General features: G+C 64.8%; 15 protein-coding genes. 5 read left to right on the top strand and 10 right to left on the bottom strand.

Going from position 1 to position 16,369, the window contains the following annotated elements:
- Positions 1-29: 29 nt before the first annotated feature.
- From JQ635_RS35610 to JQ635_RS35590, 5 genes are all read right to left on the bottom strand, one after another.
- On the bottom strand, positions 30-488 hold the full coding sequence (locus tag JQ635_RS35610; RefSeq protein ID WP_211414429.1) for a MaoC family dehydratase: 459 nt from the start codon (positions 486-488) through the stop codon (positions 30-32).
- A 10-nt stretch (positions 489-498) separates the two neighbouring features.
- A complete protein-coding gene (locus JQ635_RS35605) occupies positions 499-1,149 on the bottom strand; it encodes a 3-oxoacid CoA-transferase subunit B (RefSeq protein ID WP_211414428.1) in 651 nt (216 codons plus the stop codon).
- A 4-nt stretch (positions 1,150-1,153) separates the two neighbouring features.
- On the bottom strand, positions 1,154-1,801 hold the full coding sequence (locus JQ635_RS35600; RefSeq protein ID WP_211414427.1) for a CoA transferase subunit A: 648 nt from the start codon (positions 1,799-1,801) through the stop codon (positions 1,154-1,156).
- Positions 1,802-1,894: 93 nt separating this feature from the next.
- Positions 1,895-2,491: a hypothetical protein gene (locus JQ635_RS35595; protein WP_211414426.1), complete on the bottom strand. Its 597-nt coding sequence runs from the start codon at positions 2,489-2,491 to the stop codon at positions 1,895-1,897.
- Positions 2,488-3,414 carry an alpha/beta fold hydrolase gene (locus tag JQ635_RS35590; protein WP_211414425.1) on the bottom strand — a complete coding sequence of 309 codons (927 nt, stop codon included), beginning with the start codon at positions 3,412-3,414 and terminating at the stop codon, positions 2,488-2,490. Before JQ635_RS35590 ends, JQ635_RS35595 begins: the two co-directional genes overlap by 4 nt.
- A 131-nt stretch (positions 3,415-3,545) precedes the next feature.
- On the opposite strand from JQ635_RS35590, the gene JQ635_RS35585 reads away from it, so the two are divergent.
- Both JQ635_RS35585 and JQ635_RS35580 read left to right on the top strand, forming a co-directional pair.
- Positions 3,546-6,053: an alpha/beta hydrolase gene (locus tag JQ635_RS35585; RefSeq protein ID WP_211414424.1), complete on the top strand. Its 2,508-nt coding sequence runs from the start codon at positions 3,546-3,548 to the stop codon at positions 6,051-6,053.
- Positions 6,054-6,062: 9 nt separating this feature from the next.
- Positions 6,063-6,932: an alpha/beta fold hydrolase gene (locus JQ635_RS35580; RefSeq protein ID WP_211414423.1), complete on the top strand. Its 870-nt coding sequence runs from the start codon at positions 6,063-6,065 to the stop codon at positions 6,930-6,932.
- 34 nt (positions 6,933-6,966) lie between these two features.
- Here the strand turns inward: JQ635_RS35580 and JQ635_RS35575 are convergent, their stop codons facing one another.
- The 4 genes from JQ635_RS35575 to JQ635_RS35560 are packed head-to-tail and all read right to left on the bottom strand — an operon-like array spanning position 6,967 to position 9,952.
- On the bottom strand, positions 6,967-7,584 hold the full coding sequence (locus tag JQ635_RS35575) for a HupE/UreJ family protein (RefSeq protein WP_211414422.1): 618 nt from the start codon (positions 7,582-7,584) through the stop codon (positions 6,967-6,969).
- Positions 7,581-8,186 (bottom strand): HupE/UreJ family protein, encoded by a 606-nt coding sequence (locus JQ635_RS35570; RefSeq protein ID WP_211414421.1) that lies wholly within the window; start codon positions 8,184-8,186, stop codon positions 7,581-7,583. The genes JQ635_RS35575 and JQ635_RS35570 overlap by 4 nt, the downstream gene beginning before the upstream one ends.
- A 15-nt stretch (positions 8,187-8,201) precedes the next feature.
- Positions 8,202-9,152, bottom strand: a complete 951-nt coding sequence (locus tag JQ635_RS35565) for a HupE/UreJ family protein (RefSeq protein ID WP_211414451.1) — start codon at positions 9,150-9,152, stop codon at positions 8,202-8,204.
- 38 nt (positions 9,153-9,190) lie between these two features.
- Positions 9,191-9,952, bottom strand: coding sequence for a peptidyl-prolyl cis-trans isomerase (locus JQ635_RS35560; RefSeq protein ID WP_246583976.1), 762 nt, complete (start codon positions 9,950-9,952; stop codon positions 9,191-9,193).
- A 438-nt stretch (positions 9,953-10,390) separates the two neighbouring features.
- On the opposite strand from JQ635_RS35560, the gene JQ635_RS35555 reads away from it, so the two are divergent.
- The 3 genes from JQ635_RS35555 (at position 10,391) to JQ635_RS35545 (ending at position 13,560) form a co-directional block, all read left to right on the top strand.
- A complete protein-coding gene (locus JQ635_RS35555; RefSeq protein WP_211414419.1) occupies positions 10,391-12,406 on the top strand; it encodes a hypothetical protein in 2,016 nt (671 codons plus the stop codon).
- A gap of 87 nt (positions 12,407-12,493) precedes the next feature.
- Positions 12,494-12,835: a hypothetical protein gene (locus JQ635_RS35550; RefSeq protein ID WP_211414418.1), complete on the top strand. Its 342-nt coding sequence runs from the start codon at positions 12,494-12,496 to the stop codon at positions 12,833-12,835.
- Positions 12,836-12,936: 101 nt separating this feature from the next.
- Positions 12,937-13,560, top strand: a complete 624-nt coding sequence (locus JQ635_RS35545; RefSeq protein ID WP_211414417.1) for a 2OG-Fe(II) oxygenase family protein — start codon at positions 12,937-12,939, stop codon at positions 13,558-13,560.
- Between the two features lie 10 nt (positions 13,561-13,570).
- Here the strand turns inward: JQ635_RS35545 and JQ635_RS35540 are convergent, their stop codons facing one another.
- Entirely contained in the window at positions 13,571-16,144 is a 2,574-nt protein-coding gene (locus tag JQ635_RS35540) for a spermidine synthase (protein ID WP_433996592.1), read from the bottom strand.
- Positions 16,145-16,369: the final 225 nt, after the last annotated feature.

Below are 16,369 nucleotides of genomic sequence, written 5' to 3'. Positions count from 1 at the left end.
GCATGGGGTTGTTTTCGACCTTTTTTGATTCAGCGATAGTGCAGGGCGATCAGCTCGGCGATGCAGGCGGGCTTCTTGCCGCCTTCGATCTCGATCACGAGGTGATAGTTGACGCGCAGCCCGTCCGGCGGCACGTCCTCGGCTTCGGCGACGGTGACGCGGCCGCGCAGTTTTGAGCCCGCCGGCACCGGCGCCAGATATCTGATCCGGTCGGCGCCGTAGTTCAGCGTGTTGCGCAAGCCCTTCAGGCCGATCACCGAGCGGATGAAGAGCGGCGCGAGCGCCAGCGACAGCAGGCCATGGGCGATGGTTTTGCCGCCGGGCATCTCCTTGGCTGCGCGCTCCTGGTCGACATGGATCCATTGCTCGTCGCAGGTCGCCTCCGCGAACTGGTTGATGCGCTCTTGCGACACCTCGACCCAGTCGCTGACGCCGATCTCGGTGCCGACGGCGGATTTGATTTCGTTGAGATCGCTGAAGACGCGCATGGTTACCTCGTCAGATCTTCATTTCCGGGACAGTGTCGGGAATGGCGAGTTCGGCCTCCGTCACCGCCAGGACCTCGCCGATGCTGATGCCGGGCGCCGTTTCCAGCAGCGTCGCCTTGCCGTCGGGAAAGCCGATCACGGCCATGTCGGTGACGACGAGGTTCACCGGCCGCGCCGAGGTCAGGGGCAGCGTGCATTTGGCAACGATCTTCGACTTGCCCTTGGCCGCGTGCTGCATGGCGACGATGACGCGCTTGGCGCCGCTGACGAGGTCCATCGCGCCGCCCATGCCGGGCACCATCTTGCCCGGGATCATCCAGTTGGCGAGAAGGCCGTGCGCATCGACCTGAAGGCCGCCGAGCACGGTGACGTCGACGTGGCCGCCGCGGATCAGGCCGAACGACATCGCGCTGTCGAAGGTTGCCGCGCCCGGAAGCGCACTGATCGGCCGGCCGCCGGCGTCGGTGAGCAGGGGATGCGCCATTCCCTGCTCCGGTATCGGTCCGGTGCCGATCAGCCCATTCTCGGACTGGAAGAAGACCTTCAGATCGGACGGAACGTAGTTCGCGACCAGCGTCGGGATGCCGATGCCGAGATTGACGAGATTGCCTTGGCGGAGCTCCTTGGCGACGCGTCGAGCGATGATGATCTGCGGATCCATGACGTCACCCGTTCGCAATGATGTAGTCGACCAGCGGCGCCGGCGTGACGACGTGATCGGGGGCGATGACGCCGACGGGCACGATATGCTCGGCTGCGACAATCACGGTGTCGGCCGCCATCGCCATGATCGGATTGAAATTGCGCGCGGTCAGCGCGTAGGCGAGATTGCCGAGATAGTCGGCGAGGAAGGCGTGGATCAGCGCGAACTGCGCGCGAATGGCGGTCTCCAGCAGGAACGGCTTGCCGTCGACCTCGATCTGGCGCTTGCCCTCCGCAACGAGTGTGCCGACGCCGGTCGGCGTCAGCACGCCGCCCAAGCCGCATCCGCCCGCCCTGATGCGTTCGACGAAGGTGCCTTGCGGCACCAGATCGACCGAGATCTGGTTTCCAAGCATCTGCTGCTGGACCTTCGGATTGAGGCCGATATGCGTCGCCGTCAGCTTCGAGACCAACGTCGCATCGAACAGCTTGCCGACGCCCTTGCCGGGCGTGGCGGCGTCGTTGCAGATCAGGGACAGGCCTGTCTTGTTCTGCCGGACGAGCTCGTCCAGCAGACGTTCCGGTGTCCCGACGCCCATGAACCCGCCGACCATGACGCTCGCGCCGGACGGGATCATCGCGACGGCTTCTTCGACGGAAACGGCCTTCATGATCGGACCTCCGGTCGGCAGGCACAGGTGAATTGCGGTTCGATGTTGGAGGCGGGCGGTGTCGCAGCTTTGATCTGCGTCAAGGCTGCAGGCTCATTGCTGCGGGACGACACCGATGCTCTCCAGCGTCTCGTTCCAGAGTCTGCGCACCTCGGCATGCCGCCGATCGAGCGCTGCGCTCACGGCGTCCCGGGAAGGAAGGAGATCCGGTCCCTTCAGGAACAGGATCTGCGCCTGCAATAACCGGCCGCTCTCGAACTCGATGCGGCGCAGCGCCGTCACGAAAGGATCGTCGGCATTGGCGTCCGTCGGCAGTAGGGCCGCGGGCCGAATTCCGGCGTGAACGGCATGCGCGAGGATGGCGAGCTGGACCGCCTGCGCGCGGACGTGATCGGCGATGCCGTCGACCGGCGCCGGAAGCCAGGCCATCTCCCAGGACGCGGCCATGGGGCCCAGCGCAAGGTCCGGGACCCACGCGGTCGCACGCATCAGAAGCGAAACGATCTCGCTCTCGCGATAGAGCTGGGCGTTCAGCTCGGTCTGCCAGGCCGCGTCGAACTTCGCGGGAAGGGCGAGCGCGAATTGCCGCGCCAGTGCCCCATGAGCGGAGAGTAGGAATGCGGAGACCCGCGTCTGCTGATGCGGCGGGACGCGACCGTCGGCCTCCAGCGGTCCGAAGAAGGCGCTCATGTTGCCGCCCTCTGCACCGGGATCGCGCGCAGATGGTCATACCCGTCCGGAAACGGCGAAAAGTCTCCGCCGGCCTCTTCCGGCGCGATCAAGACCTGCTTGTTGCCCTGCCAGCGGCCGGCCATCACGTCCTCGGCGAAGCGCGCCAGCAGGTCGGCGGTGAGCGCCGCTTTTTCGAGGGTGAAAGCATGATAGGCCTTCGGGATGATGACGAGGGCGCTGTCGGGAATCTCGACCCGCAGGGTCTCGTGCAGCGCGCGTGGCGTGAGGAAATCGAACTCGCCATTCAGGATCATGGTCGGGACGGCGATGGCGGAGAGCTGCGGCGTCAGCGGCTTGAAGTCGAGAAAGGACTCCATCAGGTTCTGAAGGGCGTAGACGTCGTTCACCAGCCAGCCCTGCCGCTTCACGCTGTCGAGCTTGTCCAGCAGCGGCTTCAGCCATTGATCCGAGAGGTTCATCGGCAGCAACAGATCCTGGAGATAGCTGGTGCCGCCAAGGATGAGGCCGGTGCGCAAGGCATTGCCGATCAGCAGCAGTTGCGGTGAGAGCTCCGCAAAGCAGCTCATCGGCACGAGGCCCGACAGCCGTGCGCCGTGCTCGATGGCATAGCGCAGCGCGATCAGGCCGCCGAAGCTGATGCCGCCGAGAAAGACCGGGCCATCGCCGAGCTCGCCGATCAGGCGATGCAGCACGGCAACGTGGTCGTCCTGATTGATGAACAGCGCAGGCTTGTCGGAGACCCCCTGGCCGAGCAGATCGAATGTCGCGACGCGAAAATGACGCGCGATCAGTGCATCGCGGTAGGCGCCCCAGAGCTCGGAATATTGCGTGAGGCCGTTAACCAACACATAGGCCGGCGCACCCGCCGGTCCGTCGAGCTCATAGCGGATCCGATATGAGCCATGACTGAGGAAGGGCATTGCGGGCACCGGCCGGGTGATGATGGCCGCGATCCTCGGCGCCAGCGCGGGGATTCCATTGAGCTAAGTCAAAGCTCCCAGGTGCACGCAACCTAGCGTGCGCGCAAAACATCGCCAGGAGGAAGTTCGCCATGACCGGGAGAAGCGCGCTTGAGCGCTGCCTCATCAGCCTGATCTTGTTGCTGGTCGGCACCGCGCTTGCGGTGGCGCAGCCGTTCACGCGCCGCTCGTCGCAGATGCAGCATGACGGTCTCAAGAAGACCTACGAGATCGCCAATTTCCGCCTCGGCGGAAAGTACGACCTGGCCAATCCCTCCAAATGGGAAAATGGCGGCGAGGGCGGCGTGACGCTGGAATCGCTTGGCGGCGGCAAGCTGCGCACCGGCTACATCGCGATCGGCAACGCGCGGCGCAATGCCGCCGGCGAGATCACAAATGCCGTCGTGATCAACTCGTATTACTCCGGCGACTCCACCGACATGTACGAGCAGTGGGTCAAAGGCGCCGCCCTGTCAGGCGGCGTGCCGATCATCGGTCCCGGCCGGCCGATCGACACCGACCGTTACTACGTCATCATGGTCGATCCGCTCGGCACCTGGGGGGCGAGCAAGCCATCCGACGGTCTCGGCATCAAGTTTCCGCAGTACAGCTACTACGACATGGTGCAGGCGAACTACCGGTTGCTGCGCGACGAGCTGAAGGTCGCGCGCGTCGCGCTGGTCACCGGCGTCTCCATGGGTGGTACCCAGACCTATGTCTGGGGTGTCATGCATCCCGAATATATCGGCGCGTTGATGCCGATCGGCGGCACCACGCAGTCCGACGGCGAGGATCCCGTCGGCAACTGGACGTTCCAGATGATGACGGCCGCGATCCAGGGCGATCCGGTCTGGCAGGCGACCAAGGGTGACTATTACAAGCTGCCCAAGGAGAAGCATCCGGTTCCGGGCCTGGCCTTCGGCTGGTCGATCCTCGGCATGACGGGCTATGACTTCGCTTTCCGCACGACCCAGAACTGGGCGGCCGTCCAGCCCGAAATTTTCTATTGGGACCCGCCGAACGAGAAAGCCGGCTTGAACGTTATCAACCGCGCCAAGCTCTATGACGCGGTTGATCTCGTCTGGCGCAACCGGGTGGGCGAGACGCACAACGTCAATCCCTATCTCGGCCGCATCCAGGCCCGCACGCTGGTGATGCACATTACCAATGACCTCTGGCTGAACTTCAAGCTCGCCCAGAAGGCGGTCGACCGCGTGCCCGGTGCAGATCTGATCGCCGAGGAAAGCCCGGTCGCCCATTACGGCGTGTTCCCGCTGATCAACAATCGAAAGAACGATCCGAAGTTCGTCGCCTTCATGGACGACGTTGCGAGCCTCGATCGCGCGCAGAAATTCGTCGACAAGAATTACCGCGTGCCGGGCGTTGCTGAGAAGATCGATCCCCAAAAATCCTTCTGGAAGGATTCTGTGACCTATCCCTATCCGGTCAAATTCGCCAGTGCCAAGGACAAGAGCGGCAATGCCTGGCAGATCGGCTACATGGATGAATATGCCGGCACCGACAAGGATCCGAAGGTGCTCGTCATCATCCACGGCAAGGGCGCATTCGGCGGGCACTACGGCAACATCATGCAGTATGCCTTGCGCAGCGGCCTGCGCGTGATCGTGCCGGACCTGCCGCATTACGGCATGTCCGGGCCCGGCAATCTCGACAAGAGCCCCGCGCGGACCATGCAGGACATGCGCGAGGTCATCTACGATCTCGTCGTCAATCAGCTCGGCGTCAAGAAGGCCTATTATCTCGGCCACTCGCTCGGCGGCCAGTTCGTGGTGGGCTACGCGCTGACCTGGCCGGATGCGGTGCAGGGCCTTGCCCTGGAAGCACCCTCCGGCCTCGAGGAATATCCGCGCGAGATCACCATCGCCAAGGACAAGAAGGCGCCTCTTTTCGCCGACGGCCTCGGCCGCGATTTCGACAAGTGGAAGCAGATCTGGGACCAGACCGGCATCCTCGCGGCGGAGAAGGCGCGCGATGAGCAGAACATCCGCGACTTCTTCTATTTCAAGAAGCGCGATCCGAACACCGGCGCGGTATCGGCAGCCAAGAGCGGGTACTTCTTCAGCGACAGCGAATATGCCCGCCTCCACACCGAGCAGCGCGTCGGGCTCACCAAGGGCAACCCGAAAGAGCTCGAGCAATGGTGCAACGTCTTCATCTTCGACATCTACACGATCGGCGCGGAGCTACAGCAGGATGATCCGAAGAATCTCTATGAGCGCATCACCCAGATCAAGGCGCCGATCTTCCTGTCATTCGGCGACAAGGAGCCGTTCATCCCGACGCCCGCCTTCAACGGGCTGACGGACCTTGGGCGCGACGTCATCACACCGTTCATGTCGCGGATGACCAATGCCGGCAACCGACCGATCCTCAAGATCTATCCGGAGACCGGACATTTCATCCATACGGATAACCCGGTCGAGTTCTCCGTCGACGTGGTGGACTTCGTCACCAAGGGAACGGTCGACACGTCGTCGCCGCTGGGCACTGATCGCATGATCAGGGGCGCGGTGGTGTCGGCGCTGCCGGTAGCGCCCACGCCTCCCGGCGCAGCGCCGACGGCGGGTCTCAACAAATAGGACGCTCCGATGCCGAGAGTGCAGGCGGGCGAAGTCCAGCTTGGCTGGCGAGAGTGGGGACAGGGCGACGTCACTGTCGTCTTCATCCACGGCAATCTCGCGAGCAAGGACTGGATCGAGCTTGCCGCGCCTCTGTTTCCAAAGGGGCTGCGCGTCATCGGCCTGGACTGGCGCGGGTGCGGTGACAGCGACCGGCCGAAGCCGAGCGTGGCCTATTCCAACTATTCCATGCAGCAGCATGCCGAGGATATGCTGGCGGCGCTCGACACGCTGGGCATCGGCTATTGCCATCTCGCGACGCATTCGACCGGTGGCATCATCGCTGCGCGCATGCTGCTGATGCAGCCGCAGCGCTTCGGACGGGTGTTTGCGCTCGATCCGGTGACGCCGCTCGGCATGGCCTTCAACGCTGACCAGATCGGCCTGTTCCGGTCGATGATGATGAGCAAAGAGCTGACTCGCACGATCATGGCAACGGCGGCGTCCTCGCTGTTTGTGCCGGAGAGCATGGCGCCGAACGCCGTCCCGCGCTTCCGCGAAGGGCTGGGCGAGATCGAGGCGCTGTTCGACCGCATCATCGACCAGACGTTTGGCGTCTCGGAAGGAATCTGGATCGGCACCCCCGTCAACCTCACGCGCGAAAGGGAAAGCCGCGAGCTCGAGCGCCGCATGCCGGAACTGCGGCATCCGCATATGGTGCTGTGGGGTGAAAGGGACGGCTGGATTGCGCCGGACGATCTTCGTGCGATGGCCAAGGCGATGCCGGATTGCCGCCTCGTGATCGTGCCGGGCATCGGGCATTCGATGAATCTCGAACGACCGGCGCTCTATGCCGGCTATTTCGGTGCCTGGTTCGGAGGCCTGCCTTCCAGCTCCTGACTGGTCCTACAACAAGGGCAGTCCCGGCGCCCTCTCATGACGCCAGTGCTAGGCTTGCCATCATCAGACCGATCGCAGCGATCCAGCCGCCGAGTGCGCGGACGGCAATGGCGCGCCAGGATGTTGCGCTGTCCGAGTTCGTTCGCCTGAAGACCGCGGTCAGCGCCATCGTCAGGGTGATGGCGGCGTAGCCGACGCAAGCCAGTCCTGCCGCAAACAGCATCCGGTCGGTTTCGGGCGCGAGGTCGGCGCCATTCGCGGCGCCCCTTATCACGGCGACCGCGAAAGCCATCGCGCAGAGCAATACTGTGGGCACTTGCGCCGCTGCCGCGAGCAACAGGCCGATTGCCAGCATCATTGCCGCATCCGCGAGCTGTGTGGACGCCGCGCCGAAGACGTGCCCAAGGAGCAAGCCGGCCAGCAGCCCGAGCGGAAACACGGCGATCAGCCAGCGCCCCCTGGCGGCTCCGAGCGTACCCGCCAGCACGCCGGTCGCAGTCCAGAGAACGACATCCTGGAGATCGGTGACGGGATGTACGACCCCCATATAGAAGTCGCCGAGGCGGGCCGCGACGATATGCGCCTCGGCGGCATGTCCGCCGGCGAGCAGCATCGCTGCCGCGATCAACAGGCGCGCGGGATTCAGCTTCATGCGAAAGCTCCGACGCCCTGGGCGAGGAAATAGCAGCCGATTGCCGCAATGCCGGCCCCAAGTCCCTGGATGAGGCGCTCGCCGGCGGGCCAGCGCGTCAACGTGCCGATCGCGATGCCGCACAGATGCAACAGGCCGGTGGCGGTGACGAAGCCGACGCCATAGGCGAGCGCATTCGCCGCGCGCGGCAGCTCGGCGCCGTGCGCATGGCCGTGAAAAATCGCGAACACCGCGACGACGAGGGCGGCCGCGGCAAAGGGCAGGCGCAGCCGAGCGGCGACGGCAACCCCCAGGATCACGGCGGAGACGGCAATCATCACCTCCGGCATCGGCAGCGGCACATGCAGCACACCCAGCACTCCGCCGATCGCCATGACGAGCGGGAAGGTGATCGGCAGGATCCAGATGGCCGGCGCGCCGAGCTGCGCGCCCCAGATCCCGACGGCCACCATCGCGATCAGATGGTCGATGCCCGTGACCGGATGGAGCAGGCCGCTGACGAGGCCGCCCGCAACGCCGGCCTGCTCATGCGCGAGGGCCGGTTGCGTCAGCGCGAGCGAAACGATCGCGGTCGTGAGGGGGACGGGAAGGCGCAAAGACATTGTGTGGACTCTCGCTCAGATCGCTGCGAACACGCGCACCAGACGGCCGAAGAACCAGAACATCGACACCGATCCGATGAGGTAGGCCGGAAGGGCCTCGCCCCAGCGAGGCACGACGGCATCAAGCCGCCGGTGCGCCCAGATCAAGGCGAGCACCAGCAGCACGAAGGCGAGCTGTCCGATCTCCACGCCGATGTTGAAGAACAGCAAAGCTGCCGGAAGCAGGCGGCGTTCGAGCCCAAGGCCCGCGAGCGCGCTTGCAAAGCCGATGCCGTGCACCAGGCCGAAGCTGAACGCCACGATCCAGGGATAGCGGGCGGTGAGTCCGATCTCGCCGCGCTGCTGCTTGACGATTTCCACCCCGACGAACGCGATGCTCAATGCGATGCAGGCATTGAGCGGACGTTCCGGCGCGCCGATCAGGCCGAAAGCTGCCGCGGCGAGCGAGGCGCTGTGTCCGATGGTGAAGGCCGTGATGGTCTTCACCAGACGCCAGCCGCCGCCGACGATCCAGATCAAGCCGAGCACGAACAGCAGGTGATCGGCGCCGAGCAGGATGTGATCGATGCCGTAGTTCACATAGGTCCTGGCGAGCTCGAGCCACACCTCGAGCGTCGGCGCGCCGGTGCCGAGAACGGAAACGACCGGATTGGCCGTCGAGATCGTGTAGCTGCGCGGCTCGCCCTCGATCGGGATGACCTTGATCAGGACGACCGACATGTTGGAGCCGAGATTGGTGATGGTGATCGGGCCCACCAGCCCCTTCGCGCCGCAGTTCATCTCGGGCAGGCGGAGAAAACAGTGCGGCGGCATTCGCAGATCGACCCGCGATGCCCCGATCGAGGGCTCGATGCTCCAGCGGCCGACAAAGGCGCCGGGCCGGACCTCGCGGAATTCGAGCACGCCCATCGCCGCTTCATGCGCACTGAGCGCCGACGGCCGGATGATTACGGCCAGCGCCAACATCAGAGCCAGCAGCGCCAAACGCGGATATTGGATCGCTCTCACGGCTCGTACCGCACTTGATAGGATGCCTTGAGCCGCTTGACCGCTTCCCAGGCCTGCTTGCGGGTCTCATCCGTATGCCAGATCCTTGCGGCCTCATCCCGAACCTTGTCGAGGCTGGCGAGAGTCCCTGGACGCCGGGAATCCAGCCGGGCGACGTGCCATCCATCCTTGGACTGCAGCAGCTTCCATTCACCTTCCGGCATCGCCAGCAATTGATCGCGGAATCCTTCGCCGAAGGCGGCGGCAAGACTGTCGACCGGCCGGGCTAGGATGGCGCGCGTCAGATGCTGCAGCTCCTCGGATTCGCGCTGCTGGACGATGTCGTCGAGCTGACGCTGCGCCGTCGACTGGTCGGTGGGCGGGGTGATGTAGAAGGACACGCGCTCCGGCTCGTCGAAGCGGGCGTGATTTTCCGCAAACCACGCCTTGAGCTGTTCGTCCGTAGGACGCGGAACGCGGATCTGGTCGAAGATCAGCAACTGCATCTTGAAGGCAATCCGGTCGCGGATCGTCTCGTCGCCGCGGTCGACGCCAAGCGCCTTGCCTTCGCGGTAGAGGATCTCGCTTGCGACCCAGCTGTCGATCATCTTCTGGAGCTGTTCGCTGGACGGGGCGCGTTCCTTGTCCTCGTCGAAATTGTCGATGAAGGACTGGCGCATCGCCTTGGTCACCGTGATGACCTTTTCGTCCTTGGCGGGCGGATGCAGCACGGCGTCGACGCCGAAGATGATCGCTCCGAGCAGTGTGAAATGCAGCAAGGGTTCGCGCGAGAGCCGCACAAGCGCCGAGACGAAGGAGCGCGAGGGCTTTGCTGCGCTATGGGCGACATCGGCGCCCGAGTCCGAACCTCCCGCGTGCGATATCGGGAAAGACTGCACTTCAACTGGTGTCGCCGGCATTGACATATGGTTGTCACAAATCTCGCAGCACGCGCCGCCGCTTTATTCGGCAGAGCATTTCAACTGTCATCTTCAAGCGGCGCGGAAAATGCAACGGACAAACGCTGGAGGCAAGATGCCTGGCGGAAATTGTCGACCTGCGCGCGCCAAACATAAATCCTTCACGAAGTTGTATCGGAACTCTGGTCATGATCGCCGCGCGCAGGGAGTCGCTCACGCCGTTGGATCACATGGTGTCCGAATTCCCAAAGTCTCTGTTGTTGTTTCGCGATATCTGACTTGAATGAGGGGAGATAGATGTTTCCATCTGGCAAGACGATCCTGTTGACCGCCGCATCGGCATCATTGGCGCTGACTCAAAGCGCTACGGCCGAGGAGTTCGGTCGGGGCGAGCGCCGCGGCAATCCGTATGTCGCCGGCGACATGCACAATCACAATACGTGCACGGATGGTTCGGTTGCCGCCGGCTACACGATCGATCGCGCGGTCGGGCGGGGCACCGCATCGGCGGGCGGCAACAATTTCGATCTCGACTGGTTCACGCTCGGCAACCACGGCGGTTCCGGCAATCGCGACTGCCGCTTCAGCGACACCAGCGCCAACATTCCGGGGCAAACCACGACGACCTGGAGCCAGACTCTCGGTCAGACCATCGACGGCATCACCATCAGCAGCCTGAAGGGCACCCCGAACGGCTCCGGCACTGGCGCGCAGATGTGGCGCTGGCAGTCGATCCGCGAGGTCGAGTATCCGACCATCGTCGATCGTTCGGCGAAGTACGACAAGGTGCTGATCGAGGGTCTCGAATGGATCGCGCCCGGCCATGAGCACGTCGACGTTGCCGTCATCACCGGCCAGCACCCGCTGCACACGAGGAAGGGGCCCGGCAACGCGGACAAGATGGCGGAATTCGAATACCGCTTCGACCGCGCCGATACCGATGCGATCGGCCCCGTCATCGACGCTGGCGGCAACCAGCTCTGGCCCGGCAAGGACAACGTCAACAACACCGGCACGGCAGGCCACCAGAAGGCGCTCACGGGCGTCAAGTGGCTGCAGGCGAACTACCCGCTGCAATCCTACATCATTCCGACCCACACCGAACGTCAGGGGCCGTTCAACGCGACCGCCAACAAGGGCTACAACATCGAGCATTTCCGCGACTTCAACAATGCGGGACCGACGGTGGCGTTCGGCATCGAATCGCCCGGCCACTTCGCCGAAGGCGGCCTCAATGGCGGCTCCGGCTCTTACACCTCCAACGCGGTCGGCGGCGGCACCTACGGCATGAGCGGCATCTACACCGCGAAGGTCGGCGGCCTCTGGGACGGACTGCTCGGCGAAGGCCGCAACTTCTTCATGTATGTGAGCTCCGACTGGCACAGCCGCGGTGCGGGCGGTGCGCGCGATTCCTTCACGACCGCCGATTTCATTCCCGGCGAATACACCAAGCTCTATGTCCCGAACGCCGGACGGTTCTCGTCGCAGCACGTCGTCGACGGCATGCGCTCGGGCAACTCGTACTCGGTCAATGCGGATCTGATCGGTCCGGATCTGGTGTTCCGCGCCAAGACGCGCGGCGACGACTGGAAGACCATGGGCGAGACCCTGGTCGTGCGGCCCGGCGAAAAGATCACGGTCGAGATGGAGCTGACCGTTCCGAACGAGAACAACAGCCCCTACACCTTCAACAACCCGCTGCTGGTGCCGGTGGGCATCAAGCAGCCGCTCAACAAGCCGTCGCTCGACCACGTCGATCTGATCACCGGCCAGATCACCGGCGTCGTTGCGCCTGACGCGCCCAATTACGCGGTGGCGAATGCCGCGGGCACGGCCGGCGCCTCGATCGTGTACAACCCCTCGGCGACCATCGCCCGGCAGATCCCCGCGACGCAGATGCATCGCGAGCATCGGGGCGATCCTGACGGCGTGCGGCTGAAGTTCACGACGACGTTCACCGCAGGCACCAAGCCGTTCTACATCCGCGCGCGCGGAACCAACATTCCGAACGGCACTCCGAACGTCAGTGATACCGCCGGCAATCCGCTGCTCGATGCCAACAACGCGCAGGTCAGCTGCACCGACCCGGCATGCCCGACGCATCTGGAGACGGTGAATGGCGCCAAGAAGGTGACCCACGACGTTCAGGCCTATTCGAACGTCTGGTTCTACGCCAACCCGATCTTTGTCCGGCTGGAAGGCTCACCGAAGCTCCTGGTCGAGACCAACGCCGAGCTGGCGCGCCGGCTCGGGCAGCGGGCTGAACACGATCACCACGACCATGACGATGATCATCATCACGATCACCACTGACGGGATCTGAGGCCATCCGGCGGGACGCAAAAATGCGTCCCGCCGCACTCATTTTGAAGCGGGCTGTTGCTGCCCGGAACGACTGACATGCCTCTGTTTCGTATGACCGTCTGCTCATTCGGCCTGCTCGCCGGCCTTGGTTGCGCTGTGGCTGCTCCCGATGCTGCCGAGCCCGCTTCGGAGGAGCCAACCCGGGACGATTGCAATGCTGCGGTCGCGGAGGCGCGCGCATTGGCGGCGGCGTTGCCGCCCGATCATCTCTCGCGCTACTTCGCCGAACGGCACCTGCATCAGGCGCTGGTGGAAGCCGGCAATGGCGAGTTCGACGAATGTCTCGACATGGCCGCGCGTGCCTCTGTCGAGGTGCGCGAACGACGCCACGAGCTGCGGCCCGGCGAGAAGCTGAAAGTGCTGGGGGCCGACGAGTAGCAGGATCCTAGAATTTTGCAGATTCTGCATACTGTCATAGCAGCGTCATCTTAGCCCGCGCATTGTCTGCCCGCGTTTCAAGAACAGGGTGACGTTGCGACATGGATCAGATCGAGCCGCTTTTCCCGATTCCCCTGCTGCGGTCGCCCGGGCTGCTTCCGCCCTCGCTGAACGAAGCCGCCGTGGCCGCGATCCGGAACACCCGGATCGAAGGCAATCTGCGTTCGGGCCAGCTCTTCCACACCGAAGTTGCCGATCCCCGCGACAACGAGCTGTTTCGTCAGATCGCCGAGCTTGCCGTCCCCAAGCTGGTCGATTTCGGTGTCCTTCTGTTCGGCGAAAAGCTGCGCTGGACCGTCAAGGAGATGTGGACCAACATGCTGGAGACCGGCGGAAACCAGACGCTGCATTCCCACGCCAACAGTTTCGTCTCCGGCATCTTCTATTTGACGCCCTCGCATCCGGCCTGCAAGACGGTCTTCGTGCGGCCGCCCGGCGGCTTCGACTTCTCCTTCCGTCACCATACGCGCGAAGCCGCCATCGGGCCCTTCAACGCGGGCAAATATGCCCTGCCGGAGGCTGAGCCCGGCGATCTCGTGCTGTTTCCAAGCTACCTCTATCACGAGGTGCCGAGGAATCAGGGCGGCCAGCGGATCACGATCGCCTTCAACGCGATTCCCGATCATCTCGACTGCTGGGGCTATCGCGTCAACTTCGCGCCGTAAGGCGGGCGGATCACTCGTTCCGCAAGCCGAATTCGCGCAGCAGCAGCTCTCGTGCCTCCGGCCTTGAAGGTGCCGCCTCATTGATCTTGCGCAGCAGGCGAGCCGCTGCCGCGCGGTCCGAGCCGAGCAGCGATTTCGCCATCCCCATCAGCGGCCCATAGGCCGGATCGAATTCGGGGCTCAGGCGAAGCGCGTCGATGAGGCCCGGGGAGGCCGCTTCGATCAGGGCGGCACCACGGGGATCACCGGGCAGCGATGCGCCGGCTTCGAGGAAGCGGTTGCGCGCGCGCCAATAGGCGGTGAGGCGTGGGCTCAAGGCCTCGCGCCCGGCTCCGCCAGAGAGGAGCTCATTCGGATCCGGCTGAATGTCCTTCGTCACGGCAAGCAGCAGCGACCAGGGGGCTGCGCGGAGCGCGCGGACATTCCGCCGAGCATCGAACGTCACGAACGGATAATCGTCCGTGTTACGCGGACCATCGCCGGTGAAGGCGGAGAGAGCGTGGGGACCTCCGAGGTATTGGCCGAGCAGGTCGATCGGGGCCTCGAAACCCAGCGGCCGTACGACCTTCGCGGTCGCGGGATCGCGCAGCCGTGCTTCCAGCGCATCGATATCGAGATGGCCGCCGTCCCGCGTTCCAATCAGCGCAAGCATCGGGGTGCGGACGCTGTAGTGATTGAGCCAGGCTGCGCCGTCGGGATAGACGTCGAGAAAGCCGCGGATGATGGCGCGGAGCGAAGGCATGTCGAGCTGGTACAGCGGCAGCCATTGGCAGAAGATGCCCCCGGCCGCCAGCCTGCGTTTCACCGCCTGGAAGTGCTCCACCGTATAAAGCGCGCCGCTGCCGTCGAGCGCGGGGTGAAACAGGTCTGCGATGATCACGTCATGCTGGCCCGTATCCGCCGCGACGTAGCGGCGGGCATCCGCCACGGTTATGCGCGGCACTGACGCCGCCGGCGGATCGACGAACCAGGGCAGCAGGTCCACCACTTCCCGGGAGAGTTCGACGCCGCGTACGCTGACACCGGGCATCTGCGTTCCCCCAACCATGGTGGCGCCCGTGCCGATCCCGAGGAACAGGGCGCGGTGCGGCGCTTCGTGCAGCAACAGCGGCAGCATCGCCTGCCGGTAGTCAGACCGCGTCGAGCTCGTTCCGCCCATGCGGAAGTGACCGTTGACCTCGAGGTAGCGTGTCCCTGCTGCGTCATCGACAACACTCGCCGTCGCCATCGGCCCTTCACGGACCGCAAGCAGCGCGCCGCCCGACGGCACGCGCGTCAATGGTGGCGAAGGATCGAGCCACAGGACGAGCGCGAAGGCCGCCGGAACCGCGGACCACAGCAGTGCCGATCGGCCGGGCGGCAGCAGCAGCAAATAGCCGAGCGCAACGGCTAGCAGCGCCGTCCAGGCGCCAAAGGCCGGAATCAGGAATTGCGCCGCCAGCAGTGGCGCGATGCAGGCGCCGAGGCTGTTGATGCCGACTGCCGCGCCGACCGAGCCGCGCTGATCGCTCACCCGCTGCGCCAATAGGCCGAACAGTGCGCCCATTGCGGTGGCGGGAACCAGGAAGAGGGCGATCGCCACCGCCAGTTCGCCGAACACGTCTGCAGGCGATGCGATCTGGACCAGCCGGCCGGCATGGGGCGCAAGCGCGGCGGTCGTGATGCAGGCGAATGCGGTTGCGGCGAGCAGGCCGCGGAGATTTCCATTATTCGCATCGCGCCCGGTCCGCTGCCAGAGCAGGCCGCCCGCCGCGGTGCCGAGCAGATGCGCAGCCAGTAGTCCTGCGAAGGTGTAGACGGTATCTTCCATCACCTGCGCGGCGAGCCGGACCACGAGGACCTCGAAGCTGATTCCGAGCAGTCCGGTGGCGAACAAGGTGATCGTGAGCCGCAGGTCGCGAATTCGCTCGGGCCGCGGCTGTTCGGCATCGGCTTTGCCCGCTGCCGATCCAAGCGAAAGCGCAGCGAGGGCGCAGAGCGCATTGACGCCGGCGAGACAGAGCAGCGTTCCCGAAAATCCCACCGCCGGGATCAGCAGGAATGTGGAAGCGAGCGTGCCGGCCAGAGCCCCGGCCGTATTTGCCCCATACACGCCGGCCGTGACGCGCGCCTCGCCGCGCGCTTGTCGCGTCATCCGTTCCAGCGCGGCCAGTGTTCCGCCCATGGCGACCGTTGCGGGGAGCAGCGCGAGTGTCGGCAGCGCCAGACTGCCGGCCCACAGCAGGACCGGAGACGGTTCGGTGCCGAGCAGAGGCGGCAGGACCCGCCCGGCCGCCGGCAGCAGCCACACGCTGATCAGGCCCCAGACGGCGATGACGGCTTCAAGGATCGCATAGAGGCGCCATGGCGATGTCGAGCGGCGGATCAGCCGATCGAGTGCAAACGCGCCGAGGGCCAGGCCGCCGAAAAATCCGGCAATGACACCGAGCACCGCCATCATCTCCGTGCCGAGCGCAAGGCTCAGCTGCCGCGTCCAGACGATCTCGTAGCCGAGGCCCGCAAAGCCCGACGCGGCCACGATGGGGACGAGGGCCCAAGGGCGTGCAGCGTGCCCACGCATCGAGGCGGCCTCGTCCTGTGCCATGCGCGCGAACCGCTCTGCCGAGGCGATCATGGCGATATCAGGCTCAGATTGCATTCCCCTCACTCCTGCCTCGAATACGACCGCTGGGCGGTCGGAGCCGGGGTCTTGCGTCAGCCGAACGCGTGCGCTCGGTTCATCAAAGCATCCGCTCTATGTCAGATTTTTTCAGGATTTATGACGGCCGGCGCCGGCGGCTTCCATGCCGGTCCCGCAAGTTCGCTGTGC

This window comes from Bradyrhizobium iriomotense, from assembly GCF_018130765.1.
In the GTDB taxonomy this organism is placed as follows: Bacteria; Pseudomonadota; Alphaproteobacteria; order Rhizobiales; family Xanthobacteraceae; genus Bradyrhizobium; species Bradyrhizobium iriomotense_A.
This window is presented reverse-complemented; position numbering and strand designations above follow the sequence as displayed.

Excerpts from the sequence above, each read along its gene's own strand:
- JQ635_RS35610 (WP_211414429.1), bottom strand. The coding sequence starts at position 488 with ATGCGCGTCTTCAGCGATCTCAACGAAATCAAATCCGCCGTCGGCACC.
- JQ635_RS35605 (WP_211414428.1), bottom strand. The coding sequence starts at position 1,149 with ATGGATCCGCAGATCATCATCGCTCGACGCGTCGCCAAGGAGCTCCGC.
- JQ635_RS35600 (WP_211414427.1), bottom strand. The coding sequence starts at position 1,801 with ATGAAGGCCGTTTCCGTCGAAGAAGCCGTCGCGATGATCCCGTCCGGC.
- JQ635_RS35595 (WP_211414426.1), bottom strand. The coding sequence starts at position 2,491 with ATGAGCGCCTTCTTCGGACCGCTGGAGGCCGACGGTCGCGTCCCGCCG.
- JQ635_RS35590 (WP_211414425.1), bottom strand. The coding sequence starts at position 3,414 with ATGCCCTTCCTCAGTCATGGCTCATATCGGATCCGCTATGAGCTCGAC.
- JQ635_RS35585 (WP_211414424.1), top strand. The coding sequence starts at position 3,546 with ATGACCGGGAGAAGCGCGCTTGAGCGCTGCCTCATCAGCCTGATCTTG.
- JQ635_RS35580 (WP_211414423.1), top strand. The coding sequence starts at position 6,063 with ATGCCGAGAGTGCAGGCGGGCGAAGTCCAGCTTGGCTGGCGAGAGTGG.
- JQ635_RS35575 (WP_211414422.1), bottom strand. The coding sequence starts at position 7,584 with ATGAAGCTGAATCCCGCGCGCCTGTTGATCGCGGCAGCGATGCTGCTC.
- JQ635_RS35570 (WP_211414421.1), bottom strand. The coding sequence starts at position 8,186 with ATGTCTTTGCGCCTTCCCGTCCCCCTCACGACCGCGATCGTTTCGCTC.
- JQ635_RS35565 (WP_211414451.1), bottom strand. The coding sequence starts at position 9,152 with ATGTTGGCGCTGGCCGTAATCATCCGGCCGTCGGCGCTCAGTGCGCAT.
- JQ635_RS35555 (WP_211414419.1), top strand. The coding sequence starts at position 10,391 with ATGTTTCCATCTGGCAAGACGATCCTGTTGACCGCCGCATCGGCATCA.
- JQ635_RS35550 (WP_211414418.1), top strand. The coding sequence starts at position 12,494 with ATGCCTCTGTTTCGTATGACCGTCTGCTCATTCGGCCTGCTCGCCGGC.
- JQ635_RS35545 (WP_211414417.1), top strand. The coding sequence starts at position 12,937 with ATGGATCAGATCGAGCCGCTTTTCCCGATTCCCCTGCTGCGGTCGCCC.
- JQ635_RS35540 (WP_433996592.1), bottom strand. The coding sequence starts at position 16,144 with ATGGCACAGGACGAGGCCGCCTCGATGCGTGGGCACGCTGCACGCCCT.